Below are 24398 nucleotides of genomic sequence, written 5' to 3'. Positions count from 1 at the left end.
CGCCATGACCACGACCACCACGCTCACCGCGGACCAGCTCCCCCTGGCCGAGGTGACCCTCGACTTCGCCAAGGAACACCTGGCGCCCAACGCCGTCGCCTGGGACCAGGACAAGCACTTCCCCGTCGACGTCCTGCGCAAGGCCGCCGAGTTCGGCCTCGGCGGCGTCTACGTACGGGAGGAGCACGGCGGCTCCGGACTCACCCGCGCCGACGGCGTCGTGATCTTCGAGGCCCTCGCCACCGGCTGCCCCTCCATCGCGGGCTACCTCTCCATCCACAACATGGTCGCCTGGATGATCGACCGCTACGGCGACGACGCCCAGCGCGCCCGCTGGCTGCCCGCGCTCTGCTCGGCCGAGACCCTCGGCAGCTACTGCCTGACCGAACCGGGGGCCGGCTCCGACGCGGCGGCCCTCACCACCCGCGCCGAGAAGGACGGCGACGCCTATGTGCTCACCGGCGTCAAGCAGTTCATCTCCGGCGCCGGCTCCTCCGGTGTGTACGTCGTCATGGCCCGCACCGGCGAGGACGGCCCCCGGGGCATCTCCGCCTTCGTCGTCGAACGGGACGACCCCGGCCTGTCCTTCGGCCCCAACGAACGCAAGATGGGCTGGAACGCCCAGCCCACCCGCCAGGTGATCCTGGACGGTGTCCGCGTCCCCGCCGACCGCCGCCTCGGCGCCGAGGGCGAGGGCTTCCGCATCGCCATGCACGGCCTCAACGGCGGCCGGCTCGGCATCGCCGCCTGCTCCCTGGGCGGCGCCCAGGACGCCCTGGACCGCAGCCTCGCCCACCTCGCCGACCGCGAGGCGTTCGGCGCCCGGCTCCTCGACGCCCAGGCCCTGCGCTTCCGCCTCGCCGACATGGCCACCGAACTCTCCGCCGCCCGCGCCCTGGTCCGCCAGGCCGCCGGCGCCCTCGACAGCGGCGACCCCGAGGCGCTCCAGCTCTGCGCCATGGCCAAGCGCTTCGCCACCGACACCGGGTACTCCGTCGCCGACCGCGCCCTCCAGCTCCACGGCGGCTACGGCTACCTCAGCGAGTACGGTGTCGAGAAGATCGTCCGCGACCTTCGGGTCCACCAGATCCTGGAAGGAACCAACGAGATCATGCGCGTGATCGTGGCCAGGGGCCTCACGGAGAGCCTCCGGTGACCGGCGGCACCGACGACGACGTCCTGCTGCGCACCGAGGGACGCGCCGCCCACCTCACCCTCAACCGGCCCAGGGCGCTCAACGCCCTGACCCACTCCATGGTGCGCACCATCGCCCGGGCCCTCGACGCCTGGGAGGACGACCCGTCCGTCGGGACCATCGTCATCAGCGGCGCCGGTGAACGCGGCCTGTGCGCCGGCGGCGACATCCGCGCCATCCACGACTCCGCCCGGGCCGGCACCGCCGAAGCGGCGGACTTCTGGCGCGACGAGTACCGGCTCAACGCCCGGATCGCACGGCTCACCACGCCGTACGTCGCCGTGATGGACGGCATCGTGATGGGCGGCGGCGTCGGCGTCTCCGCCCACGGCAGCGTCCGGATCGTCACCGAACGCTCCCGCGTCGCCATGCCCGAGACCGGCATCGGCTTCGTCCCCGACGTCGGCGGCACCCACCTCCTGGCGCGCGCCCCCGGCCTGACCGGCACCCACCTGGCCCTCACCGGAGCGCCGGTCGGCGCCGCCGACGCCCGGCTGGCCGGCCTGGCCGACCACTTCGTGCCCTCCGGCGACCTGCCCGCGCTGCTCGCCGCCCTCGCCGAGCTGCCCGCGCACGAGGCCGTCGCCCGGTACGAGCGGCCGGCCCCGCCCGGCGAACTGGCCGCGCACCGCGAGTGGATCGACCACTGCTACGCCGCCGGCACCGTCGAGGAGATCGTCCGCCGGCTGCTCGACCACGGCTCGCCCGCCGCCAAGGAGGCCGCCACCGCCCTCCAGGCCAAGTCCCCGACCGCGCTGAAGGTGACCCTCGCCTCCCTGCGCCGCGCCGGCCGGGCGGAGACCCTGGAGAGCGTGCTGGAACAGGAGTACCGGGTCTCCTGCCACATGCTCGCCCACCCCGACCTGGCCGAGGGCGTCCGCGCCCAGGTCATCGACAAGGACCGCGCGCCCCGCTGGTCGCCCGCCACCCTCGGCGAGGTGACCGACGAGGACGTGAACCGGATGTTCGCCCCCCTCGGCGACGCGCGCGAACTGCGCCTCGCCCCCACCGACCCCCAGGAGGTGCCCCGGTGAGCAGCGTCATCGCCTTCGTCGGCCTCGGCCACATGGGCGGCCCGATGGCCGCCAACCTGGTCAAGGCGGGCCACCGCGTCCTCGGCTACGACCTGGTCCCCGAGTCCCTGGCCGCGGCCACGGCCGCCGGTGTCGAGGAGGCCGGGTCCGCCGCCGCTGCCGCCCGGGAGGCGGACGTGGTGATCACCATGCTGCCCGCCGGCCGCCATGTCCTCGCGCTCTACCGCGAGCAGGGCCTGCTGGCCGCCGCCCGGCCCGGGACGCTCTTCGTCGACTGCTCCACCATCGACGTCGCCGACGCCCGGGCCGCCCACGAGGCCGCCGTCGCCGCCGGGCACCGGGCGCTGGACGCCCCGGTGTCCGGGGGAGTGGTGGGCGCCGAGGCCGGCACGCTCACCTTCATGGCGGGAGGCGGCGAGGCGGAGTTCACCGAGGCCGAGCCCCTGCTCCTCGCCATGGGCAAGCGGGCCGTGCACTGCGGTGAGGCGGGCTCCGGCCAGGCCGCCAAGATCTGCAACAACATGATCCTGGGCATCTCCATGATCGCGGTCAGTGAGGCGTTCGTCCTCGGCGAGAGCCTGGGCCTGTCCCACCAGGCGCTCTTCGACGTCGCGTCCACCGCGTCGGGCCAGTGCTGGTCGCTCACCGTCAACTGCCCCGTCCCGGGACCGGTGCCCACCAGCCCGGCCAACCGCGACTACCGTCCCGGCTTCGCCGCCCCCCTGATGGCCAAGGACCTCACGCTGGCCGCCAACGCCATCCGCGAGGCCGGTGTGGACGCCGCGCTGGGCCTGAACGCCGCCGCCCTGTACCAGGCGTTCGCCGAGGGGCCCGGCGCGGACCAGGACTTCTCCGGGATCGTCCGCGCCATCAGGGACCGGTCCGCGGCCCCCGCGACCCGCCCCGCCGACCAGAACGGAACACCCGCATGACCGCCCCCGCCGACCCCGCCACCGAGCCGTACGAGACCATCCTCGTCGAGCGCAAGGGCCGCACCGCGCTCATCACCCTCAACCGCCCCAAGGCGCTCAACGCCCTGAACCTCCAGGTGATGACCGAGGTCGTGGCCGCCGCCGAGGCGCTCGACCGCGACCCCGGCACCGGCTGCATCGTCCTCACCGGCTCGGCCAGGGCGTTCGCCGCCGGCGCCGACATCAAGGAGATGCAGCCGCAGGGGTACATGGACATGTACCTGAGCGACTGGTTCACCGCCTGGGACCGGTTCGCCGCCCTCCGCACCCCCACCGTCGCCGCCGTGTCCGGGTACGCCCTCGGCGGCGGCTGCGAACTGGCCATGATGTGCGACATCCTGCTGGCCGCCGACACCGCCGTGTTCGGCCAGCCGGAGATCAAGCTCGGCGTCATCCCCGGCATCGGCGGCTCCCAGCGCCTCACCCGCGCCATCGGCAAGGCCAAGGCGATGGACCTCTGCCTCACCGGCCGCACCATGGACGCCGCCGAGGCCGAACGCGCCGGGCTGGTCTCCCGGATCGTGCCCGCCGACGACCTGATCGGCGAGGCCCTCGCCGTCGCCGAGACCGTCGCCGGGATGTCCGCGCCGGTCGCCATGATGGCGAAGGAGGCCGTGAACCGCGCCTTCGAGACCACCCTCACCGAGGGCGTACGCTTCGAACGGCGCCTGTTCCACGCCGTGTTCGCCACCGCCGACCAGAAGGAAGGCATGGCGGCGTTCACCGAGAAGCGGCCGCCGGAGTTCACCCACCGCTGACCCCGGACCCGGCGCCGGCCCCGCCCCCGCACCCCGGGGACGGGGCCGGCGCCGCACCACGACCCTGGAGGCCGCACGTCATGAGCACGGACGAGGAGGCGGTGCCCGTCCTGCGGATCGCCGACGCCGCCACCGCGATCGCCTGGTACCGGCGCCTGGGCTTCGAGCCGCGGTGGGAGCACCGCTTCGAACCGGGCCTCCCCGCCTTCGTGGAGGTCGCCCGCGGCCCGGTGAAGCTCTTCCTGTCCGAGCACACCGGCGACGCCCGCCCCGACACCCTGGTCTACCTCCGGGTACGCGATGTCGACGCCGTCGCCGCCGAGTTCGGCGCCCCGGTCGCCACCGCCCCCTGGGCCCGCGAGACCGAGCTCCGCGACCCGGACGGCAACCGCCTGCGGGTGGGCACGCCGCACCCGTGAGCCCGGCCGTGCGCGGACCCTAGGTGACCACCGGGTACGGGACGTGCGTCCGCCGGTCCGGGTCGACCGCGAGCCGCCCGCCGGCCGGCGGCCGGGCGCGCTGGGCGCAGTCCCGGCGCTCGCAGATCCGGCACCCCAGCCCGATCGGGGTCGCCGCCCGGGGATCGTCCAGCGCCACCCCCTCGGCGTACACCAGCCGGTGGGCGTGGCGCAGTTCGCAGCCGAGCGCCACGGCGAACTCGGCGCGCGGCGCCCGGTGCCCGTGGCCGCCCCGCGTCACCGTGCGGGCCACCCAGAAGAACCGCTTCCCGTCCGGCATCTCGGCCACCTGCGTGACTATCCGGCCCGGCGCGGAGAACGCCTCGTACACCGTCCACAGCGGGCAGGTGCCGCCCAGCCGCGAGAAGTGGAAGTCCGTCGCGGACTGCCGCTTCGAGATGTTGCCCGCCCGGTCCACCCGCAGGAACGAGAACGGCACCCCCCGGCGGCCGGGCCGCTGGAGCGTGCTGAGCCGGTGGCACACCGTCTCGAAACCGACCCCGAACCGGGCCTGGAGCAGGTCTATGTCGTACCGCAGCTCCTCGGCCGCCGCCCGGAAGGCCGTGTACGGCATCAGCAGCGCGCCCGCGAAGTAGTTGGCCAGCCCGATGCGGGCCAGGGCGGCCGACTGCGCCGAGGACAGCGCGGTGCCGCCCGCCAGCGCGTCCAGCAGCGGGCCGTGCTCCAGCAGCGCCAGCTGGGTGGCCAGCTGGAAGGCCCGCTGCCCGTCGCTCAGCCACGGCGACAGGAAGAGCAGCCCCCGCCCGGCGTCGAACCGCCGCGCGTCCGCCGCCCGCTCCGGCGTCGACGCGATCGTCCGCACGCCGTGCAGGTCCGCCAGCCGGGCCTCCAGGGCGTCCGCGGTGCGCCCCGCCGTGCCCGGCCCCAGCAGCGCGGCGGTCCGCTCGGCCTCCTCGTCGAGCCGGCCGAAGTGGTTGTGGTGCGCGTAGAAGAAGTCACGCACCTCGTCGTGCGGCTCCACCGGCGGCAGCACGGTGTCGTCGGGGGAGGCGAGCGCCGCGACCCGCTCGGCGGCGTCGCGGTAGCGGTGGTGCAGGGTCACCAGGGCCCGCGCCAGCTCCGGGTGGTCGCGGGCGATGTCGCCGGCCTCCTCGGGCGGCACCGGCACACCGCACGCCTCGTCGGCCAGCGCGGCCCGCAGATCGGTGGTGAGCCGCTCCTCGGCGGCCTCCGAGAAGAACTCCGGGTCGACCCCGAGCACCTCGGCGATCCGCAGCAGCACCGGCGCGGTCAGCGGGCGCCGGCTGTGCTCGATCTGGTTCAAATAGCTGGTGGAGATGCCCAGTTCACGGGCCAGGTCCACCTGGTTCAGACCGCGCTCCCGGCGCAGTCTCCGCAGCTTGGCGTGGGCGTAGATCTTGCGGGCGGGTGGGCGTCCCATGAGCGGTTCCGTTCTCGGCGGGTGCCTCGACGCTTGCGAAGATACCATTCGCCGATTTCGCAACTTTCGCAGTTTCACCGCTCCGGACTGGACGGATTACACAGCGTGGAGCCGTGGCGGCGGCCCCGCCGGGCGGGAAGGCTGCAGGAGGCAAGCCGACCCACCGCACCGTCCGAGGAGTCCCGTGATCGACCACCAGGTACGCGTCCACCCCAGCGCCGACCGGCTGCCCCGCGAGGAGCAGCTCGCCTGGAAGCTGGCGGCCGTCGCCACCGGCACCCAGGACGCCGGGGACCTCGACCCCGAGGCCCGGGAGATGGCCGTCAACCGGGTCATCGACAACGCCTCCGTGGCCGTCGCCTCCCTCACCCGCCGCCCCGTCGCCGTGGCCCGCGCCCAGGCCCTGAGCCACCCGGCGGGCCCCGGCGCCTCGGTCTTCGGCGCCCCCGCAGCCACCCGCACGTCACCCGAGTGGGCCGCCTGGGCCAACGGCACGGCCGTCCGGGAGCTGGACTTCCACGACACCTACCTGGCCGCCGACTACTCCCACCCCGGCGACAACATCCCGCCCCTGCTCGCCGTCGCCCAGCACACCGGCCGCTCCGGCGCCGACCTGCTGCGCGGGGTCATCGCCGCGTACGAGATCCACGTCGCCCTGGTCAAGGGCATCTGCCTGCACCAGCACCGCATCGACCACGTCGCCCACCTCAGCGCCGCCACCGCCTGCGGCCTGGGCGCCCTGCTGCGGCTGCCCACCGAGACCGTGTACCAGGCCGTCCAGCAGGCCGTGCACACCACCACCGCCACCCGCCAGTCCCGCAAGGGCGAGATCTCCAGCTGGAAGGCGTACGCCCCCGCCTTCGCCGGCAAGGCCGCCATCGAGGCCGTCGACCGCGCCCTGCGCGGCGAGACCTCCCCCTCCCCGATCTACGAGGGCGAAGACGGCTTCCTCGCCTGGATGCTGGACGGCCCCGACGCCGCGTACACCGTCCCCCTCCCCGAGCCGGGCGAGGCCCGCCGGGCCATCCTCGACACGTACACCAAGGAGCACTCCGCCGAGTACCAGGCCCAGGCGATCATCGACCTGGCCCGCCGGCTGCGCGAGAAGACCGGCCCGCTGGACCGCGTCCGGTCCGTGGTGCTGCACACCAGCCACCACACCCACCACGTCATCGGCTCCGGCGCCAACGACCCCCAGAAGTACGACCCGAGCGCCAGCCGCGAGACCCTCGACCACTCCGTGCCGTACATCTTCGCCGTCGCCCTGGAGGACGGCACCTGGCACCACGAGCACTCCTACGCCCCGGACCGCGCCCGCCGCCCCGCCACCGTCGACCTGTGGCGGAAGATCACCACGGTCGAGGACGCCGAGTGGACCCGCCGCTACCACGACCCCGACCCGCTGCGCCGCGCCTTCGGCGGCCGGGCCGTGATCACCCTGGACGACGGCTCCGTCATCGAGGACGAACTGGCCGTCGCCGACGCCCACCCCGCCGGCGCCCGCCCCTTCGACCGGGCCGGATACACCGCCAAGTTCCGCACCCTCGCCGAGGGCATCGTCACCCCCGGGGAGCAGGACCGCTTCCTCACGGCCGCCGCCGGGCTCGACACCCTGGACACCGCCGGGCTCGCCGCGCTCTTCCCCGCCGTGGACACGGACGCGGTCGCCGCGTACGACGCCACCCTCCCGAAGGGGCTGTTCTGAGTGCTCCACACCCGCACCACCCCCGCCCAACGGCGGCGCGCCTTCCGGGAGAAGCTCGCCTCCGGACGCCTCCAGCGCGTCCCCGGAGCGATCAACCCCTACTCCGCCCGGCTCGTCCAGGAGGCCGGCTTCGACGCCGTGTACCTCTCCGGCGCCGTCCTCGCCGCCGACCTCGGGCTCCCCGACATCGGGCTGACCACCGCCACCGAGGTCGCCGGCCGCGCCCAGCAGATCACCCGCGTCACCGACCTGCCCGCGCTCGTCGACGCCGACACCGGCTTCGGCGAGCCGATGAACGCCGCCCGCACCCTCCAGCTCATGGAGGACGCCGGACTCGCCGGCCTCCACCTGGAGGACCAGGTCAACCCCAAGCGCTGCGGCCACCTCGACGGCAAGTCCGTGGTGCCCCGCGAGGAGATGACCCGCCGGATCAGGGCCGCCGCCGACGCCCGCCGCGACCCGGACTTCCTGCTGATGGCCCGCACCGACGCCCGCGCCGTAGAGGGCCTCGACGCGGCCGTCGACCGGGCCAGGGCCTACGTGGACGCCGGAGCGGACGCCGTCTTCCCCGAAGCACTGTCCGGCGAGGCGGAGTTCGAGGCGTTCCGCAAGGCCGTGGACGTCCCCCTGCTCGCCAACATGACCGAGTTCGGCAAGGGCCGGCTGCTGGACGCCCGCACCCTGGAGAACCTCGGCTACAACATCGTCATCTACCCCGTCACCCTGTTCCGCCTGGCCATGGGCGCCGTCGAGGACGGCCTGCGCACCATCGCCCGGGAAGGCACCCAGGAATCCCTGCTCGACCGGATGCAGACCCGCTCCCGGCTGTACGACGTGCTCGGCTACGAGCGGTACGCGGCCTTCGACTCGGCCGTGTACGACTTCACCCTCCCTCCCGGCAACTGACGCACCGGAGAACCGACATGACCAGCACCGCACCCGGGATCCACCGAGGTCTCGCCGGTGTCGTCGTCGACACCACCGCCATCTCCACCGTGGTCGAGGAGACCAACTCCCTCCTCTACCGCGGCTACCCCGTCCAGGAACTCGCCGCCCGCCGCTCCTTCGAGGAGGTCGCCCACCTCCTCTGGTACGGCGAACTGCCCGACGCCGGCCAGCTCCGCGAGTTCTGCGCCCGCGAACGCGCCCTGCGGCCCCTGGACCGCACCACGGCGGAAGTCCTCGCCCGGCTCCCCGAGACCTGCCACCCGATGGACGTCCTGCGCACCGCCGTCAGCTTCTTCGGCGCCGAGGACCCCACCGAGGACGACGGCAGCCCGGCCGCCAACCTCACCAAGTCGCTGGCCCTGTTCGCCCGGCTGCCCGTCGTGGTGGCCGCCGACCACCGGCGCCGCCACGGCCTGGCCCCCATCGCGCCGGACCCGTCCCTCGGCTACGCCGAGAACTTCTTCCACATGTGCTTCGGCCGGGTCCCGGACCCCGAGGTCGTCCGCTGCTTCGAGATCTCCCTCATCCTCTACGCCGAGCACAGCTTCAACGCCTCCACCTTCACCGCCCGCGTGGTCACCTCCACGCTGTCCGACCTCTACAGCGCGGTCACCGCCGCGGTGGGCGCCCTCAAGGGCCCCCTGCACGGCGGCGCCAACGAGGCCGTGATGCACATGCTCAACGAGATCGGCGACCCCGCGCGGGCCGAGGAGTGGCTGGAGGAGGCCCTCGCCTCCAAGCGGAAGATCATGGGCTTCGGCCACCGGGTGTACAAGCACGGCGACTCCCGCGTCCCCCTCATGCAGGAGGCCCTGGACCGGCTGGTCGCCCGCGCCGGCGACCCCGACGTCACCCGCCTGGCCACCCTGCACGGCGCCCTGCGGCACGCCATGGTCCGCCGCAAGGGCATCCACCCCAACCTGGACTACCCGGCGGGCCTGGCCTACCACCTGATGGGCTTCGACATCCCGGCGTTCACCCCGGTCTTCGTGATGAGCCGCATCACCGGATGGACGGCCCACATCACCGAACAGCTCGCGCACAACGCCCTGATCCGCCCCCTGGCGTCGTACGACGGCATCGGCCAGCGGCCGGTCCCCGCGGCCGGCTGAGGCCGGGCCGCACACCACGACGGCCGGGAGACCCGCTCGGGTCTCCCGGCCGTCGCCGGTGCGTCAGGACGTCAGTGCGTCAGACGCCGGAGCAGGACCTCACGAGGACGCCAGCTCCTCGCGGACCGTACGGGCCGCGGCCACCAGGTTCTCCAGCGACGCGCGGGTCTCGGGCCAGCCGCGGGTCTTCAGACCGCAGTCCGGGTTGACCCAGAGCCGCTCGGCCGGGATGGCCTCCAGACCCGTCCGCAGCAGGGCGGCGGCCTCGTCGGCGCTCGGGACGCGCGGCGAGTGGATGTCGTACACACCCGGGCCCGCCTCGCGCGGGTAGCCGTGGGCGGCCAGCTCACGCGCGACCTGCATGTGCGAGCGGGCGGCCTCCAGACTGATCACATCGGCGTCGAGGTCGTCGATGGCCTGGACGATGTCGCCGAACTCCGCGTAGCACATGTGCGTGTGGATCTGCGTGTCCGGACGCACCCCGCTGGTGCTGAGCCGGAACGACTCGGTCGCCCAGGCGAGGTACTCGGCGTGGTCGGCCTTCCGCAGCGGCAGCGTCTCGCGCAGCGCCGGCTCGTCCACCTGGATCACCGAGGTCCCGGCCGCCTCCAGGTCGTTCACCTCGTCGCGCAGCGCCAGCGCCACCTGCCGGGCGGTCTCGCCCAGCGGCTGGTCGTCCCGGACGAACGACCACGCCAGCATGGTCACCGGACCGGTCAGCATGCCCTTCACCGGGCGGCTGGTCAGCGACTGGGCGTACGTCGTCCAGCGCACCGTCATCGGCTCGGGGCGGGAGATGTCACCGGCCAGGACCGGCGGGCGGACATAACGCGTGCCGTACGACTGCACCCAGCCGTGCTGCGTGGCGAGATAGCCGGTCAGCTGCTCGGCGAAGTACTGCACCATGTCGTTGCGCTCGGGCTCGCCGTGCACCAGGACGTCCAGACCGGTCTTCTCCTGGAAGGAGATCACCTCCTGGATCTCGGCCTTGATGCGCTCCTCGTAGCCGGCCGTGTCGATCCGCCCGGAGCGCAGGTCGGCGCGGGCCGTGCGCAGCTCGCCGGTCTGCGGGAACGAACCGATGGTCGTGCTGGGCAGCAGCGGCAGACCGAGGTGGGCGCGCTGGGCGAGGGCCCGCTCGGAGTACGGCTGCGAGCGGCGGGCGTCGGCGTCCGTGACGGCGCCGGTACGGGCGCGGACGGCGGCGTCACGGGTGATGGGGGAGTTGGCGCGGGACGCCAGGTCGGCGCGGTTCGCGGCCAGTTCGGCGGCGATCGCGTCCGTGCCCTGGGCCAGGCCCCTGGCGAGGGTGACGATCTCGGCCGTCTTCTGCCGGGCGAAAGCGAGCCAGCGCTGGATCTGCGGGTCGATGTCGCGCTCCAGGGCCGCGTCGATCGGCACATGGAGCAGCGAGCAGGAGGCGGCCACGTCCACCCGGCCGGCGAGCCCCAGCAGGGTGCCGAGGGTGGCCAGCGACTTCTCCAGGTCGTTGATCCAGATGTTGCGGCCGTTGACCACACCGGCCACCAGGCGCTTGCCGGGCAGGCCGCCGACGGCGGCGAGCGCGTCCAGGTTGGCCGCGGCGGCACCGGTGAAGTCCAGGGCCAGACCGTCGACCGGCGCCTTGGCCAGCACCGGGAGGGCGTCGCCCAGCCGGTCGAAGTAGGAGGCGACCAGCAGCTTCGGCCGGTCGGCGAGCCCGCCCAGCTCGCGGTAGGCCCGCTCGGCGGCGTTCAGCTCGGCCGGGGTGCGGTCCTGGACGAGCGCGGGCTCGTCCAGCTGCACCCACTCGGCGCCGGCCGCCCGCAGGTCGGCGAGGACCTCGGCGTACACCGGCAGCAGCCGGTCCAGCAGGGTGAGCGGGTCGAAGTCCGCGGCCACGCCGGGCGCGGGCTTGGCGAGGAGGAGGTAGGTGACCGGGCCGACGAGGACGGGCCGGGCGGCGAGGTCCAGCGCCAGCGCCTCCTTCAGCTCCGCGACCTGCTTGGTGGAGTCCGCCGTGAACACCGTGTCCGGACCCAGCTCGGGCACCAGGTAGTGGTAGTTGGTGTCGAACCACTTGGTCATCTCCAGCGGCGCCACGTCCTGGGTGCCGCGCGCCATGGCGAAGTAGCCGTCCAGGGCGTCGGCGGCGACGGCCGCGCGGTGGCGCTCGGGGATCGCCCCGACCATCACCGTGGTGTCGAGCACGTGGTCGTAGTACGAGAAGTCGCCGGTGGGCACTTCCTGGACGCCGGCGCCGGCCAGCTCGCGCCAGTTGGACCGGCGCAGACCGGCGGCCGTGGCACGGAGGTCACCGGCGGTGACGCGGCCCTTCCAGTAGCCCTCGATGGCCTTCTTCAGTTCCCTGTTCGGGCCCTGGCGGGGGTAGCCGTAGACGGTCGCGCGTGCTGCCGCGGCTGCGGACTCGGTGGTCACGGAGATCTCCTTCGCGAGATGAATCCCTGAGGTCCCGGAGACGGACGGGGGCGCGAAGAAGCGACGGCCCGGGCGGGTACGGCCTCGCGCGACAAGCGCGGCCCTCCGCCTGGTGCATACGCCGACCCGCCCTCGAGGTCACCGGGAGCCGCGCGCGACGGTTCGCACGCGGACAGCGGGCAGGTCTTCGGACTCGCGGGCGCGTCCCGGACTTCGAGACACCTACTGGCCGTCGCTTCCCAGGCCCGGCACTCCGGGCCCAGTGCGTATGACGGCGGTCGTTCCCACTCACCGCTGCGGGGCAGTCCCGGATTCCCACCGGGTTCCCTCTTACGACGCGTCCCGTCTGGCGGACGGGGCGAACCAGCTGCGTCGGTCAGCCTACGGGCTGAGACCTCGGCCCGGAGTGGAGCGTCCATCATGCGGATGGTGAGATGAGACACCCGGGCAGGTCAGGGCCGGGAAACGGGGGAGGGGCGGGGCGCGCCGCGGCACGCTTCCCGCCCCTCCCGTCAGGGCCTCACCCGGGGTCCTACTCGTAGAGGTAGAACCCCCGGCCGGTCTTCCGGCCCAGCAGCCCCGCCTCCACCATCCGCTGGAGCAGCGGCGGCGGGGCGTACAGCGGCTCCTTGAACTCCTCGTACAGCGACCGCGCGATCGAGGCGACCGTGTCCAGGCCGATCAGGTCGGCCAGCCGCAGCGGTCCCATCGGGTGCGCGCAGCCCAGCTCCATGCCCGCGTCCACGTCCGCCGGGGAGGCGAAGCCCGACTCCGTCATCCGGACGGCCGACAGCAGATAGGGGACGAGCAGCGCGTTGACCACGAAACCGGCCCGGTCCTGCGACCGGATCGCGGTCTTGCCGAGCGTACGGGTGGCGAACTCCTCGGTGGCGGCGACCGTCTCGGGCGCCGTGTGCAGCGAGGTCACCACCTCCACCAGCGGAAGCACCGGCACCGGGTTGAAGAAGTGCAGTCCGATCACCCGGTCGGCGCGGCTCGTGGCCATGCCCAGCCGCATCACCGGGATCGAGGAGGTGTTGGTCGCCAGGATCGCGTCGGGACTCTCGACGATCTTGTCGAGGGCCGCGAAGACCTCGGTCTTGGCGGCGGGGTTCTCCACCACCGCCTCGACCACCAGCTGCCGGTCGGCCAGGTCCTCCAGGCTGCCGCTGAACACCATCCGGGCCAGCGCCGCCCGCGCCTGCGCCTCCTCCAGCTTGCCCCGCCGGACCGCCCGGTCCAGCGAGGAGGCGACCCGCTCCCGCGCGGTACGGGCCGCCACGGCGTCCACCTCGCACAGCACGGTGTCCAGGCCGGCCCGGGCGCAGACCTCCGCGATGCCCGCGCCCATCTGCCCGCCGCCGACCACCCCGACCCTGCGGATGCCGCCGCCCGGGAGGCCGTCGCTCACGAGCCGTCCTCCGCGCGCCGCACCAGGTGGCGGGTGTACGCGTCCGGGGTGAAGAACAGCGGCAGCTCGGCCGCCAGGGCCGTCCGCTCGAACAGCTCCCGCACCTCGATCACCGGCGACCGGGGCGACTCGGTGGCCAGCGCCGCGACCTCGTCGTCCAGCAGCCTCAGCACCGTCTCCCGGTCGATCACCCGGTGGCGCAGCCACTGCCAGATCTGCACCCGGGCGATCTCCGCCGTGGCGGCGTCCTCCATCAGCCCGTACAGCGCCACGGCTCCCTGGCCGCGCAGCCAGGCGTCGAAGTACCGCAGGGTGATGGCGATGTTGGAGCGCACCCCCTCGGTGGTGGGCGGGCCGCTGACGCGGCGCACCGACAGCAGGTCCGCGACGGTGACCTCCACGTCGTCCCGGGTGCGGTCGAGCTGGTGCGGCCGCTCGCCGAGGACCCCGTCGAAGACCTCCCGGCACACCGGGACCAGCCCCGGGTGGGCGACCCAGGAGCCGTCGAAGCCGTCCTCGGCCTCCCGCTCCTTGTCCAGCCGCACCTTCGCCAGCGCCGCCTGGTGGGCCTCCGGGTCCTTGCTGGGCACCTGCGCGGCCATCCCGCCGATCGCGTGGGCGCCCCGCTTGTGGCAGGTGCGCACCAGCAGCTCGGTGTAGGCGCGCATGAAGGGCGCCGTCATGGTCACCCGCGCCCGGTCCGGCAACAGGAAGTCGGTGCGGTGACCGAAGGTCTTGATGAGGCTGAAGAGGTAGTCCCAGCGGCCGGCGTTCAGCCCCGAGCTGTGCTCGCGCAGCTCGTAGAGGATCTCCTCCATCTGCACGGCCGCGGTGATGGTCTCGATGAGGACCGTGGCGCGGATCGTGCCGCGGGGGATGCCGAGCAGCTCCTGGGCGTGGACGAAGACGTCGTTCCACAGCCGGGCCTCGTAGCGGTTCTCCAGCTTGGGGAGGTAGAAGTACGGGCCGTACCCGGCGTCGATCTGGCGCTGCGCGCAGTGGAAGAAGTACAGGCCGAAGTCGACCAGGGACGCGGGCACCGGCTGCCCCTCGAACTCCAGGTGCTCCTCGGTGAGGTGCCAGCCGCGCGGGCGGACCACCATGGTGGCGGTCTTCTCGCCGAGGCGGTACTCCTTGCCGTCCTCGGTGGTGAAGTCGATCCGGCGCTCGATGGCGTCGAGCAGGGTGAGCTGGCCGCCGACGATGTTGTCCCAGGTGGGGGCGGTGGCGTCCTCGAAGTCGGCCATCCAGACCTGGGCGCCCGAGTTGAGGGCGTTGACCGCCATCCGGCGCTCCGGGGGACCGGTGATCTCCACACGCCGGTCGGTCAGACCGGGGGCGGGCGGCGCGACGCGCCACGTGGGGTCCTCGCGCACGGCGGTGGTGACCAGGGGGAACGAGAGCGGCGACCCGGCCGACAGGCGGATGGCCTGCCGCCGGCGCTCCTTGAGCAGCTCCAGCCGGCGCTCGCCGAAGGCGGCCACCAGGCTGCCCACGAAGTCCAGGGCGGCGGGGGTGAGGATCTCGTCGTGACGGGGGCCCGGGGCCGCGAGGACGCGGATCTGGCGGGTCAGTGCGCTGGTGGACATCACGTACTCCTGAGGCGGGAGCGGAGAGGGTGGCGGAGGGGGCGGCGGGACGGTGCGCCGCCCCCTCCACGGGGGGCCGGCCGGGCGGTGCATGGCGTCACCGCGCGGCCGGCGTCCGGGTGGGACGGCCTAGTGGAACTGCTCCTCCTCCGTGGAGCCGGCCAGGGCGGTGGTGGAGGAGGCGGGGTTGACGGCGGTGGAGACCAGGTCGAAGTACCCGGTGCCGACCTCGCGCTGGTGCTTGACCGCGGTGAAGCCCTGCTCCTGGGCGGCGAACTCGCGCTCCTGGAGGTCGACGTAGGCGGTCATGCCGTGCTCGGCGTAGCCGCGCGCCAGGTCGAACATGCCGTGGTTGAGCGAGTGGAAGCCCGCCAGGGTGATGAACTGGAAGCGGTAGCCCATGGCGCCCAGCTCCCGCTGGAACTTGGCGATCTGGTCGTCGTCCAGCGCGGCCTTCCAGTTGAAGGACGGCGAGCAGTTGTACGCCAGCATCTGGTCCGGGTGCTCCGCGTGGATCGCCTCGGCGAACTCGCGGGCCTGCGCCAGGTCGGGCGTGCCCGTCTCGACCCAGATGAGGTCGGCGTACGGGGCGTAGGCCAGACCGCGGGCGATGACCGGCTCCATGCCGTTCTGGACCCGGTAGAAGCCCTCGGCGGTGCGCTCGCCGGTGACGAAGCGGGCGTCACGCTCGTCGACGTCGCTGGTCAGCAGGTTCGCGGCCAGGGCGTCGGTGCGGGCGACGATCAGGGTGGGGACGTCGGCGATGTCGGCGGCGAGACGGGCCGCGTTCAGGGTGCGGATGTGCTGGGCGGTGGGCACGAGCACCTTGCCGCCGAGGTGGCCGCACTTCTTCTCGGAGGCGAGCTGGTCCTCGTAGTGGATGCCCGCGGCGCCGGCCGCGATCATCGCCTTGGTCAGCTCGAAGGCGTTGAGCGGGCCGCCGAAGCCGGCCTCGGCGTCGGCCACGATCGGCGCGAGCCAGTCGGTGGTGTCGGTGCCGCCCTCGGCCGTGGCGATCTGGTCGGCGCGCAGCAGCGCGTTGTTGATGCGGCGGACGACCTGCGGCACCGAGTTGACCGGGTACAGGCTCTGGTCGGGGTAGGTGTGGCCGGCCTGGTTGGCGTCGGCGGCGACCTGCCAGCCGGACAGGTAGATGGCCTGGAGACCGGCCTTCACCTGCTGGACGGCCTGGCCGCCGGTCAGGGCGCCCAGGGCGTGGATGTAGTCGCGCTCGTGGAGCTGGCGCCACAGCCGCTCCGCGCCGCGCCGGGCGAGGGTGTGCTCCTCGCGGACGCTGCCGGAGAGCCGGATGACCTCTTCGGCGGAGTAGGTGCGCTCGATGCCCTTCCACCGGGGGTCGGTGGCCCAGCGCCGCGCCAGTTCCTCGGCCGCCTGCGTGATCGCCTCTGCCATGACTGTCACCGTCTCCTCGGTATGTGTCGTCTGCCAACGCTCGTCCCTACCGGACGGTGGTGGCACTCTGTGTCGTGTTTCTGGGTGCGGCCCCCGTGACCCATGTCACGGAAGGGTGAGCAACGCTGCCGGAGCGAGCCGTCGCCTCTGCCGGGATCACCGACGTCAGGGCGTGAATCGAGCCCCGGTACCGGGCGCCGGCCGTTGGGTCCGGTGGGCCGCACCACCACTCTGGCACTGGCACTCAGTGCCATCAATCGTGGAACGCTGCCAAGTTTTGCGAATCTTCATTCGCTCTTTTGCCAAGGTTGTTAATGATTTTCCGTTCCCTGCTCACGTACGCTGAGCAGCACTCGGACCCCGAGGGAGCGCCACGCCCGGACCAGGAGGAACGCGCGGTGAGCAAGACCTACGCCGGAGCACGCCTGCGGAGACTGCGCGAGGAACGTCGCATGACCCAGGCCGAGCTCGCCCGCGTCCTCGCCATCTCCCCGAGCTACCTCAACCAGATGGAGCACGACTCACGGCCGCTGACCGTCCCCGTGCTGCTGAGGCTCACCGAGACCTTCGGCGTCGACCCCGGCTTCTTCTCCGAGCGCGACACCACCCGGCTCGTGGCCGACCTGCGCGAGGCGCTCACCACCGAGATCAGCGAAGCCCGGGTCTCCCCCTCCGACCTCGCCGAGCTGGCCTCCCGGATGCCCGCGATCGCCAAGGTCCTGCTGGACCTCGGCCGCCGCAACCAGCTCCTGTCCGAGCGGCTCTCGGCGGCGGCCGACGGCCGCGACGAGGCCGACATGCAGCCCCGCACGACCCACGAAGAGGTCCGCGACTACTTCTACCGCCGCCAGAACTACCTCCATGACGTCGACCTCGCCGCCGAGAAGCTGGCCGACGACATCGGCATCCACCCCGGCGACGTCATCCGCACCCTCACGGCCCGGCTCGCCACCGCCCACGGCGTCCGTCTCGCCGCCGAACCGGGGGACCGGCTCCACCACTACGACGAGGAGACCCGCACCCTCCACCTGGCGCCCGCCATGCGCCCCGGCCGCCGCGCCTTCCGCATGGCCACCCAGCTCGCCCTGCTGGAGCACGGCGAGATGCTGGACCGGCACGCCGGCGAGGACTTCACCGCCGGCACCCCCACCCACGCGCTCGCCCGCATCGGGATCGCCCACTACTTCGCCGCCGCGCTGATCCTTCCGTACCGCGCCTTCCACGCGGCCGCCGAGGAGAACCGCTACGACATCGAGCGCCTCACCGACCGCTACGGCCTCGGCTACGAGACCGTCTGCCACCGGCTCAGCACCCTCCAGCGGCCCCGCCTGCGCGGCGTCCCCTTCTCCTTCGTCCGCGTCGACCGGGCCGGCAACATGTCCAAGCGGCAGTCCGCGACCGGCTTCCACTTCTCCCGCGCCGGCGGCACCTGCCCGCTGTGGAACGTCTACGAGGCGTTCGCCTCCCCGGGCCGCATCCACGTCCAGATCGCCGAAATGCCCGACGGGCAGCGCTACTTGTGGACCGCCCGCGCCCTCACCCACCACCGCGGCGGCTGGGGCCGCCCGGGTAAGACCTTCGCCATCGGGCTGGGCTGCGAGATCCGGCACGCCCACCGGCTGGTGTACGCCGACGGCCTCGACCTCGGCAGCGCGGCCGTCGCCACCCCGATCGGCATGGGCTGCCGCGTCTGCGAGCGCCTCGACTGCCCCCAGCGGGCCGTACCGCCCCTCGGCAAGCCGCTGCGGATCGACCAGAACAGCAGCACCTTCGTGCCCTACCCCGTCGGGCCCTCCACGGCCTGAACCGGGCCCGTCAGGCGGCGGGGACGACGTCCTCCGGACCGGCCGGCACCGCCCCGCCCGCCACCGTCCCGGCGACGGACCCGGCGACGGCTCCCGCCACGGTCCCCGCGACCGGACGCCGCCGCGTCGCGGCCACGGCCAGCAGCCGGTCGGCGGCCGGCAGCGCGTCCTCCACCGCCCGCGTACCGGTCATCGCGCACAGCGCACCGCTCACCCGCTCCAGCTCCCGCCGCACCGCGGGGTCCTCCCGCCGCGCCAGCGTGATCCGCGCGTCGGCGTACCGCGCCAGCAGAACCCTCAGCTCCCGTGTGTCGGGCACAGCCACCGTGACAACCTCCCCATTTCGTCGGGCCCCCGCAGCACCTGCCCACACCGCGCCCCCCGCACACCTGTCCCCGGCGCGGAATGGGCCGGGCCCGCGCGGGCACCAGCAGCGTGTGGAGACCTCCGACGACACCGCTCCCCACCGCCCGGCCGCCCGCACGCGCCGCCGCCCCCTCATCGCCGTCACCGCGGCCCTGCTCGCCCTACTGCTTCTCTGGGCCGTCGCCGCCCGCCTCGGCCCGCTGTCCGCACTCGGCGGCCTCTTCGGCGAGGAGACCCAGGACCGCTCCGGACCCGCACTCCTCAAGTCCATCCAGGACATGAGCCGTTACGAGGGCGCCGCGGGGAACTTCCAGATCGTGGTCGACCTGGAGAAGGACGCCAACCTCCTCCCCGACGCCATCCGCGGCACCCGCACGCTCTACGTCGGCGCCGGCACCGTCAGCGCCTACGTGGACCTCGGCCGCACCGGCCCCCGCGGCGTCACGGTGAACAAGGACCGCACCGCCGTCACCCTGCGCCTCCCGCACGCCCGGCTCGGCGCGCCGGCCATGGACCCGGAGCGGTCCTACGCCGTGTCCAAGCAGCGCGGGCTGCTCGACCGGCTCGGCGACCTCTTCTCCGACAACCCCGCCGACGAACGGGCCGTGAACCGGCTGGCCGCGCAGCGCATCGCCGAGGCCGCCCGGCAGAGCGGCCTGACCGCGCGGGCCGAGAAGAACACCACCACCATGCTGGAGGGGCTGCTGCGCTCCCTCGGCTTCCGCAGTGTCACGGTCGTGTACGGCGACGACCCCGCACCCTCGTGACACTCCGGCCGTTCCGGGCGTGCCGCTCCGGGGACGCCCCGGAGCGCCCGGCCCGCACCCGCCGTCACGCCCGCAGCGCGAAGACCCGCTGGTTCAGCTCGCTCATCGCCCGGCGCGCCGCCCCGGCGTCCCCGCCGTCGTCGATCGCCTCCAGCGCGACGGCCGCCGCGGTGCGCACCCCGTGCGGCAGGCCCTCGTCCGCCGCGATCCGGTACGCCAGCGTCCGCCGCGCCACCCGCTCACCGGCCGACACCCCGCCCCCGGTGAGCGGGAACACCGCCGCCTCGTACGCCGCGACGCCCAGCAGCACCGCCTGGGCGAGCCCCTCGGCGTACCCCTGGTCGTGCGCGTCCCGCGCCGCCCGGGCCACACCGGCGAAGACCCGGCGCCTGATCACCACGGAACCGGCCAGCACCCCGGCGGCGGTCACCGCGCCCGCGACCGCCGCCACCACGGGCCCGCTCAGCGACAGCCCGCAGAGAGCGGCGAGCACACCCCCGGCGAGCGTCAGCTCCACCGACAGCAGCAGATGGACACGGGCCACGGCACGAGTGTTCATACCGGGCATTGTCGCCGGGCACCGGACGGAGCCACCCCGCGGCCCCGGACCCCCACCGGCGTACCCATAGGGTGCTGCCCATGCCTGCTTCACTCAGCTCCGCGAAAACCTCCGCCGCCCTGCGCACCACGGCGCGCACCTCCGTCGAACTGCTGCTGGTCCTGGTGGCGGCCTGGGCCGCGCTGTGGCTCCTGGGCCGGATGTGGTCGGTCGTCTGGCCGCTGATAGTGGGCCTGTTCCTCACCACCCTGACCTGGCCGGTGGCCCGCTTCCTGCGCCGCCGCGGCTGGCCGCCGGCCCTCGCCGCGTCCGTGGTGACCGTGGCGTTCCTGCTGGCGGTCGCGGGCATCGCGGCGCTGATCGCCGTCCCGGTGGCCTCCCAGTCGGGGGAGCTGGCCGACGGGGTCGCCGAAGGCATCCGGCAGCTGCGGGAGTGGGCCGCCGGGCCGCCGCTGAACATCGGCGACGACCAGATCACCGGCGCCCTCGACGCGGCCGTCGCCCGCCTCCAGGACAGCGCCAGCAGCATGGTCACGGCGGTGGTCACCGGGGTCGGCACCGTGCTGAACGGGGTGGTGACCGCCGTCCTCGCGCTGTTCCTGATGTTCTTCTTCCTCAAGGACGGCCCCCGCTTCCTGCCCTGGCTGACCCGCCAGCTCCCCGGCCGGCTGGCCACCGACGTCCCGGTGCTGGCCACCCGGAGCTGGGAGACGCTCGGCGCGTTCGTCCGCTCCCAGGCGTTCGTCGGCCTGCTCGACGCCGTCCTCATCGGCATCGGGCTGTGGATCCTCGGGGTGCCGCTGGTGCTGCCGCTGGCGGTGCTCACCTTCGTGTCCGCGTTCGTGCCCATCGTCGGCGCCCTGTTCGCCGGGCTGGTCGCGGTGCTCATCGCCCTGGTCTCCAACGGCCTGACGGACGCGCTGATCGTGCTGGCGATCATCGTGGTGGTGCAGCAGCTGGAGGGCAATGTGTTCCAGCCCATGATCCAGAGCCGGGGCCTCGGCCTGCACGCCGCCGTGGTGCTGCTGGCGGTGACCCTGGGCGGCAGCCTGGCCGGCATCGTGGGCAGCCTGCTCGCCGTCCCGGTGGCCGCGCTGCTGGCGGTGTTCTGGAACTATCTGCGCGAACAGCTCGCCGAGCCGGGGCAGACGGACGCGGCGGGTACGGCGCCGGGCGGGACGGACCCGGGGGAGCCGGGCGCCGGGGGGACGGGGCCCGGCGAGCCGCGGGACGGCGTGCCCGTCAGCCCGTGACGCCCGGCCGGCGGCCCGGCCCCGTGAGCGACTCCACCAGCCGCTCGGCCGCGTCCAGGAGCCGGTCCAGGCCGGGCCCGCCGCGCGCCACCCGGAAGCCGTGCCGCCGGCCCCAGAAGACGGCCGACACGGCGTGGAACTGGGCCCAGCGGTACACCCGTTCGCGGTCCAGCTCCGCCGCCTCGGCGAACACGTCCAGCACCCGGCGCACCGCCCCGGCCGGATCGTCCGCCCCCAGCAGCGCGGGCACCCGGGACTTGAGCAGCGTGCCGCCGTCGTAGGCGGGGTCCCCGGCGCACCCCTTGGGGTCGATCGCCAGCCACGGTTCCCGCTCGGCACGCAGGACGTTGCGGGGGTGCAGGTCGCCGTGGACCATCAAGTCCGGCTGGTCGCCGCCCAGTTCGCGTACGGTCGCCACCGCGGCGTCGACGGCCCGGCTCCCCAGCGTGTGCGGCACCTCCCGCGCGTCCCGCAGCAGTTCGGCCTCCCAGGCGTCCGCCCGGTCCCGCAGCAGGGGGACGCCGGGCGGCGCCGGCACCGCCAGCCGCCGCCCGAGCCGCGCCGCCACGGTCACCACCCGGTCGCCGTCCGCCACCTCCGCCAGGGTCTCGGGGCGGGCCCGCTCCAGCAGCATCGCGAACCGCGCGTCGTCCCGCGCGTACAGCCGTACGGCCCCCGCTCCGCCCCACGCCTCGAACGCGTCGGGCTCGTGCACATTGCCCGGGTGCGGGAACGACACCTTCACCACGGCCGGCACCCCGTCCCGCCACCGCACCGGGACGACCAGCCCGACACCCCCGTGGGTCACCGCACCGTCCCGCGTACAGTCCCAGCGCCCCAGCAACTCCGCTACCAGGCCCGGCAGTTCCGCGAGCCACACGCTGCCGCGCTCACCCTCCCGTTCGACGGTTCCGTGTGCGAGGGCCTCCGGTACGAGCGTCATCCGGGCACCCTACCCGCGCCGCCGCCCCCGCCACCCGACACCGCCGGTCCGGAGCCCAACGCCCCGCCGTCGCCGCCCCGTTCGCCGCGCCTGCCGGTCACCGTGACCCGCTCGGCGCCCTCCGGGCCGCTCAGAGTGCCGCGACCGACGCCGCCGCGCTGTCCAGGAGCATGTCCAGCGCCGTCGGATAGGCGCTGTCGTTCATCCGCGCCACCAGCAGCGGAGCCGTCGCCGCGATGTTCGGGTGGGTCTCCGGCGACAGCCGGGCGTAGGTCGCGCGCCAGACCGCCTCGTCGGCGCGGCGCGCCTTCTCCGGCAGCGCCAGGCTCGCCGCGTCCAGCGCCGCGAACGCCAGCGTCTGGTCGATGAAGGCGTGGTACACCCGCACCACCTCGCCGTCCGGCAGCCCCGTGGAGCGCAGCACGCCCAGCACCGTCTCGTCGGCGGCGATCTCGTGCGCCCGCCCGCTGACCCGGCTCGCCGTGAGCACCGCGGCCTCCGGATGCGCCAGGTACGCGGTGTAGATCCGCAGCCCCAGCCCCCGCAGGTCGGCCCGCCAGTCCCCGGTGGCCGCCCAGCCCCGCATCGCCCGCCCGATCAGCTCGTCGGCGATGGCCAGGGTCAGGTCGTCCGTGCCCCGGAAGTACCGGTACAGGGTGCTCGGGTCGGCCCCGAGGGCCGCGCCCAGCCGCCGTACCGTCAGCCCCTCCCGGCCGTGCTCGTGCAGCAGCCGCAGCGCCGTCTCCACGATCAGCCGCTCCGAGAGGACCACCCCCTGCTTGGTCGGCCTCCGGCGCCGCCGGTCGCTCTCCGGGACCACCTTCTTGGCCACGCCGCATCCCTCCTCCGCCCTCCCCGACACCTTATGCCAACACGCTTGACCTTCTCCCCGCCGGGCTCGTTACATGACGCCACCAGGCTTCGCCCCCCAGCGAAAGGCTTTCCCCTCCCATGCGCATCCTGCTTGTGGGCGCCGGCGGCGTGGGCACCGCGATCACCCGTATCGCCGCCCGCCGGTCCTTCTTCGACCACCTCGTCGTCGCCGACTACGACCTCGCCCGCGCCGAGGCGGCCGTCGCCGCGCTCGGCGACTCCGGCGGCCGGTTCAGCGCCGTCCGCCTCGACGCCTCCGACCCGGCCGCCGTCACCGCCCTCCTCCGCGACGAGCGGTGCGACGTCCTGCTGAACGCCACCGACCCGCGGTTCGTCCCGCCCCTCTTCGGCGCCGCGCTGGAGGCCGGCACGCACTACCTCGACATGGCCATGTCCCTGTCCGCGCCCCACCCCACCCGCCCCTACGAGGAGTGCGGCACCAAGCTCGGCGACGCCCAGTTCGAGCGCGCCGGGGCATGGGAGGAGGCCGGGCGCCTCGCCCTCGTCGGCATCGGCGTCGAACCGGGCCTCTCCGACGTCTTCGCCCGCTACGCCGCCGAGGAGCTGTTCGACGAGATCGACGAGATCGGTGTCCGCGACGGCGCCAACCTGACCGTCGACGGCTACGACTTCGCCCCCTCCTTCTCCATCTGGACCACCATCGAGGAGTGCCTCAACCCGCCGGTCGTCTGGGAGAAGGACCGCGGATGGTTCACCACCCCGCCCTTCAGCGAGCCGGAGGTCTTCGACTTCCCCGAGGGCATCGGGCCCGTCGAGTGCGTCAACGTCGAGCACGAGGAAGTGCTGCTGATCCCGCGCTGGGTGGAGGCCAAGCGGGTGACTTTCAAGTACGGACTCGGGGACGAGTTCATCGAGACCCTCAAGACCCTCCACAAGCTGGGGCTCGACCGCACCGAGAAGGTGACCCTGCCCGGCGGGGAGCGGGTGTCGCCGCGGGACGTGGTCGCCGCCTGCCTGCCCGACCCGGCCACGCTCGGCGACCGCATGCACGGCAAGACCTGCGCCGGCACCTGGGTGAAGGGCACCAAGGACGGCCGCCCGCGCGAGGTCTACCTCTACCACGTGGTCGACAACCAGTGGTCGATGGGCGAGTACGGCTCCCAGGCCGTCGTCTGGCAGACCGCCGTGAACCCCGTCGTGGCCCTCGAACTGGTCGCGAACGGCTCCTGGAGCGGCGCCGGCGTCCTCGGCCCCGAGGCGTTCGACCCCCGGCCCTTCCTGGACCTGCTCACCGCGTACGGCTCCCCGTGGGGCATGCGCGAGTAACCCGTACGGCCCTGCCGGGCGCGCCCCGCCCCCGTCCGGGCGGGGCGGCACGCCAGACCCGCGGGTCCCGGACCGGCGGGCCCGGACTGAGGATCATCCACTCAAGCCGCCGGTACCTCACAAGCGAGGCA

21 protein-coding genes and 1 riboswitch are annotated in these 24398 nt (G+C 73.8%); of the genes, 12 read left to right on the top strand and 9 right to left on the bottom strand.

Translation table 11 applies throughout. The features are described from left to right. Positions 1–4: 4 nt before the first annotated feature. From ACF08D_RS17915 to ACF08D_RS17895, 5 genes are all read left to right on the top strand, one after another. Positions 5–1156, top strand: coding sequence for an acyl-CoA dehydrogenase family protein (locus ACF08D_RS17915; protein WP_392223599.1), 1152 nt, complete (start codon positions 5–7; stop codon positions 1154–1156). Then, entirely contained in the window at positions 1153–2229 is a 1077-nt protein-coding gene (locus ACF08D_RS17910; protein WP_392223598.1) for an enoyl-CoA hydratase/isomerase family protein, read from the top strand. Before ACF08D_RS17915 ends, ACF08D_RS17910 begins: the two co-directional genes overlap by 4 nt. Further along, on the top strand, positions 2226–3161 hold the full coding sequence (gene mmsB, locus ACF08D_RS17905; RefSeq protein ID WP_392223597.1) for a 3-hydroxyisobutyrate dehydrogenase: 936 nt from the start codon (positions 2226–2228) through the stop codon (positions 3159–3161). The genes ACF08D_RS17910 and mmsB overlap by 4 nt, the downstream gene beginning before the upstream one ends. Continuing rightward, a complete protein-coding gene (locus tag ACF08D_RS17900; protein WP_392223596.1) occupies positions 3158–3958 on the top strand; it encodes an enoyl-CoA hydratase in 801 nt (266 codons plus the stop codon). The genes mmsB and ACF08D_RS17900 overlap by 4 nt, the downstream gene beginning before the upstream one ends. 80 nt (positions 3959–4038) lie before the next feature. Then, positions 4039–4377, top strand: coding sequence for a glyoxalase superfamily protein (locus ACF08D_RS17895; protein WP_392223594.1), 339 nt, complete (start codon positions 4039–4041; stop codon positions 4375–4377). A gap of 19 nt (positions 4378–4396) precedes the next feature. Here ACF08D_RS17895 and ACF08D_RS17890 read toward each other — a convergent pair whose 3' ends face one another. After that, on the bottom strand, positions 4397–5818 hold the full coding sequence (locus tag ACF08D_RS17890; RefSeq protein WP_392223593.1) for a short-chain fatty acyl-CoA regulator family protein: 1422 nt from the start codon (positions 5816–5818) through the stop codon (positions 4397–4399). Between the two features lie 184 nt (positions 5819–6002). Between ACF08D_RS17890 and ACF08D_RS17885 the strand changes: the two genes are divergently transcribed. The 3 genes from ACF08D_RS17885 to ACF08D_RS17875 are packed head-to-tail and all read left to right on the top strand — an operon-like array spanning position 6003 to position 9583. Further along, positions 6003–7523 carry an MmgE/PrpD family protein gene (locus ACF08D_RS17885; RefSeq protein WP_392223592.1) on the top strand — a complete coding sequence of 507 codons (1521 nt, stop codon included), beginning with the start codon at positions 6003–6005 and terminating at the stop codon, positions 7521–7523. Then, positions 7524–8429 carry a methylisocitrate lyase gene (gene prpB, locus ACF08D_RS17880; protein WP_392223591.1) on the top strand — a complete coding sequence of 302 codons (906 nt, stop codon included), beginning with the start codon at positions 7524–7526 and terminating at the stop codon, positions 8427–8429. Between the two features lie 17 nt (positions 8430–8446). Further along, complete coding sequence (locus ACF08D_RS17875; RefSeq protein ID WP_392223590.1) at positions 8447–9583, top strand: bifunctional 2-methylcitrate synthase/citrate synthase; 1137 nt, start codon at positions 8447–8449, stop codon at positions 9581–9583. Positions 9584–9682: 99 nt separating this feature from the next. Here ACF08D_RS17875 and metE read toward each other — a convergent pair whose 3' ends face one another. The 4 genes from metE to aceA all read right to left on the bottom strand — a co-directional run bounded on the left by metE (position 9683) and on the right by aceA (position 16414). Beyond that, a complete protein-coding gene (gene metE / locus ACF08D_RS17870; RefSeq protein WP_392223589.1) occupies positions 9683–12001 on the bottom strand; it encodes a 5-methyltetrahydropteroyltriglutamate--homocysteine S-methyltransferase in 2319 nt (772 codons plus the stop codon). 160 nt (positions 12002–12161) lie between these two features. Next, positions 12162–12384: riboswitch (cobalamin riboswitch) on the bottom strand. 149 nt (positions 12385–12533) lie between these two features. Next, complete coding sequence (locus ACF08D_RS17865; protein ID WP_392223588.1) at positions 12534–13412, bottom strand: 3-hydroxybutyryl-CoA dehydrogenase; 879 nt, start codon at positions 13410–13412, stop codon at positions 12534–12536. Beyond that, entirely contained in the window at positions 13409–15001 is a 1593-nt protein-coding gene (gene aceB / locus ACF08D_RS17860; RefSeq protein WP_392223587.1) for a malate synthase A, read from the bottom strand. The genes ACF08D_RS17865 and aceB overlap by 4 nt, the downstream gene beginning before the upstream one ends. A gap of 129 nt (positions 15002–15130) precedes the next feature. Further along, a complete protein-coding gene (aceA, locus tag ACF08D_RS17855) occupies positions 15131–16414 on the bottom strand; it encodes an isocitrate lyase (RefSeq protein ID WP_392223586.1) in 1284 nt (427 codons plus the stop codon). A gap of 398 nt (positions 16415–16812) precedes the next feature. Between aceA and ACF08D_RS17850 the strand changes: the two genes are divergently transcribed. Beyond that, positions 16813–18219 (top strand): short-chain fatty acyl-CoA regulator family protein, encoded by a 1407-nt coding sequence (locus ACF08D_RS17850; RefSeq protein WP_392223585.1) that lies wholly within the window; start codon positions 16813–16815, stop codon positions 18217–18219. A 10-nt stretch (positions 18220–18229) separates the two neighbouring features. On the opposite strand, the gene ACF08D_RS17845 is transcribed toward ACF08D_RS17850, so the two are convergent. Further along, complete coding sequence (locus ACF08D_RS17845; protein ID WP_392223584.1) at positions 18230–18544, bottom strand: DUF5133 domain-containing protein; 315 nt, start codon at positions 18542–18544, stop codon at positions 18230–18232. Positions 18545–18656: 112 nt separating this feature from the next. On the opposite strand from ACF08D_RS17845, the gene ACF08D_RS17840 reads away from it, so the two are divergent. Further along, complete coding sequence (locus ACF08D_RS17840) at positions 18657–19352, top strand: DUF4230 domain-containing protein (protein ID WP_392223583.1); 696 nt, start codon at positions 18657–18659, stop codon at positions 19350–19352. A gap of 64 nt (positions 19353–19416) precedes the next feature. On the opposite strand, the gene ACF08D_RS17835 is transcribed toward ACF08D_RS17840, so the two are convergent. Further along, positions 19417–19911 carry a hypothetical protein gene (locus ACF08D_RS17835; RefSeq protein ID WP_392223582.1) on the bottom strand — a complete coding sequence of 165 codons (495 nt, stop codon included), beginning with the start codon at positions 19909–19911 and terminating at the stop codon, positions 19417–19419. An 80-nt stretch (positions 19912–19991) separates the two neighbouring features. Between ACF08D_RS17835 and ACF08D_RS17830 the strand changes: the two genes are divergently transcribed. Beyond that, on the top strand, positions 19992–21164 hold the full coding sequence (locus tag ACF08D_RS17830; RefSeq protein ID WP_392223581.1) for an AI-2E family transporter: 1173 nt from the start codon (positions 19992–19994) through the stop codon (positions 21162–21164). On the opposite strand, the gene ACF08D_RS17825 is transcribed toward ACF08D_RS17830, so the two are convergent. Both ACF08D_RS17825 and ACF08D_RS17820 read right to left on the bottom strand, forming a co-directional pair. Further along, on the bottom strand, positions 21154–22107 hold the full coding sequence (locus ACF08D_RS17825; RefSeq protein ID WP_392223580.1) for an aminoglycoside phosphotransferase family protein: 954 nt from the start codon (positions 22105–22107) through the stop codon (positions 21154–21156). The two genes, ACF08D_RS17830 and ACF08D_RS17825, sit on opposite strands and share 11 nt — an antisense overlap. Positions 22108–22237: 130 nt before the next feature. Further along, entirely contained in the window at positions 22238–22939 is a 702-nt protein-coding gene (locus ACF08D_RS17820; RefSeq protein WP_392223578.1) for a TetR/AcrR family transcriptional regulator, read from the bottom strand. 119 nt (positions 22940–23058) lie between these two features. Here ACF08D_RS17820 and ACF08D_RS17815 point away from each other — a divergent pair, with 119 nt between their 5' ends. After that, complete coding sequence (locus tag ACF08D_RS17815) at positions 23059–24267, top strand: saccharopine dehydrogenase family protein (RefSeq protein ID WP_392223577.1); 1209 nt, start codon at positions 23059–23061, stop codon at positions 24265–24267. Positions 24268–24398 lie beyond the last annotated feature (131 nt).

It is taken from the genome of Streptomyces sp. NPDC015131 (assembly GCF_043079975.1).
In the GTDB taxonomy this organism is placed as follows: Bacteria; Actinomycetota; Actinomycetes; order Streptomycetales; family Streptomycetaceae; genus Streptomyces.
The sequence above is the reverse complement of the archived record's forward strand: the minus strand, read 5'-3'. Positions and strand labels throughout refer to the sequence as shown.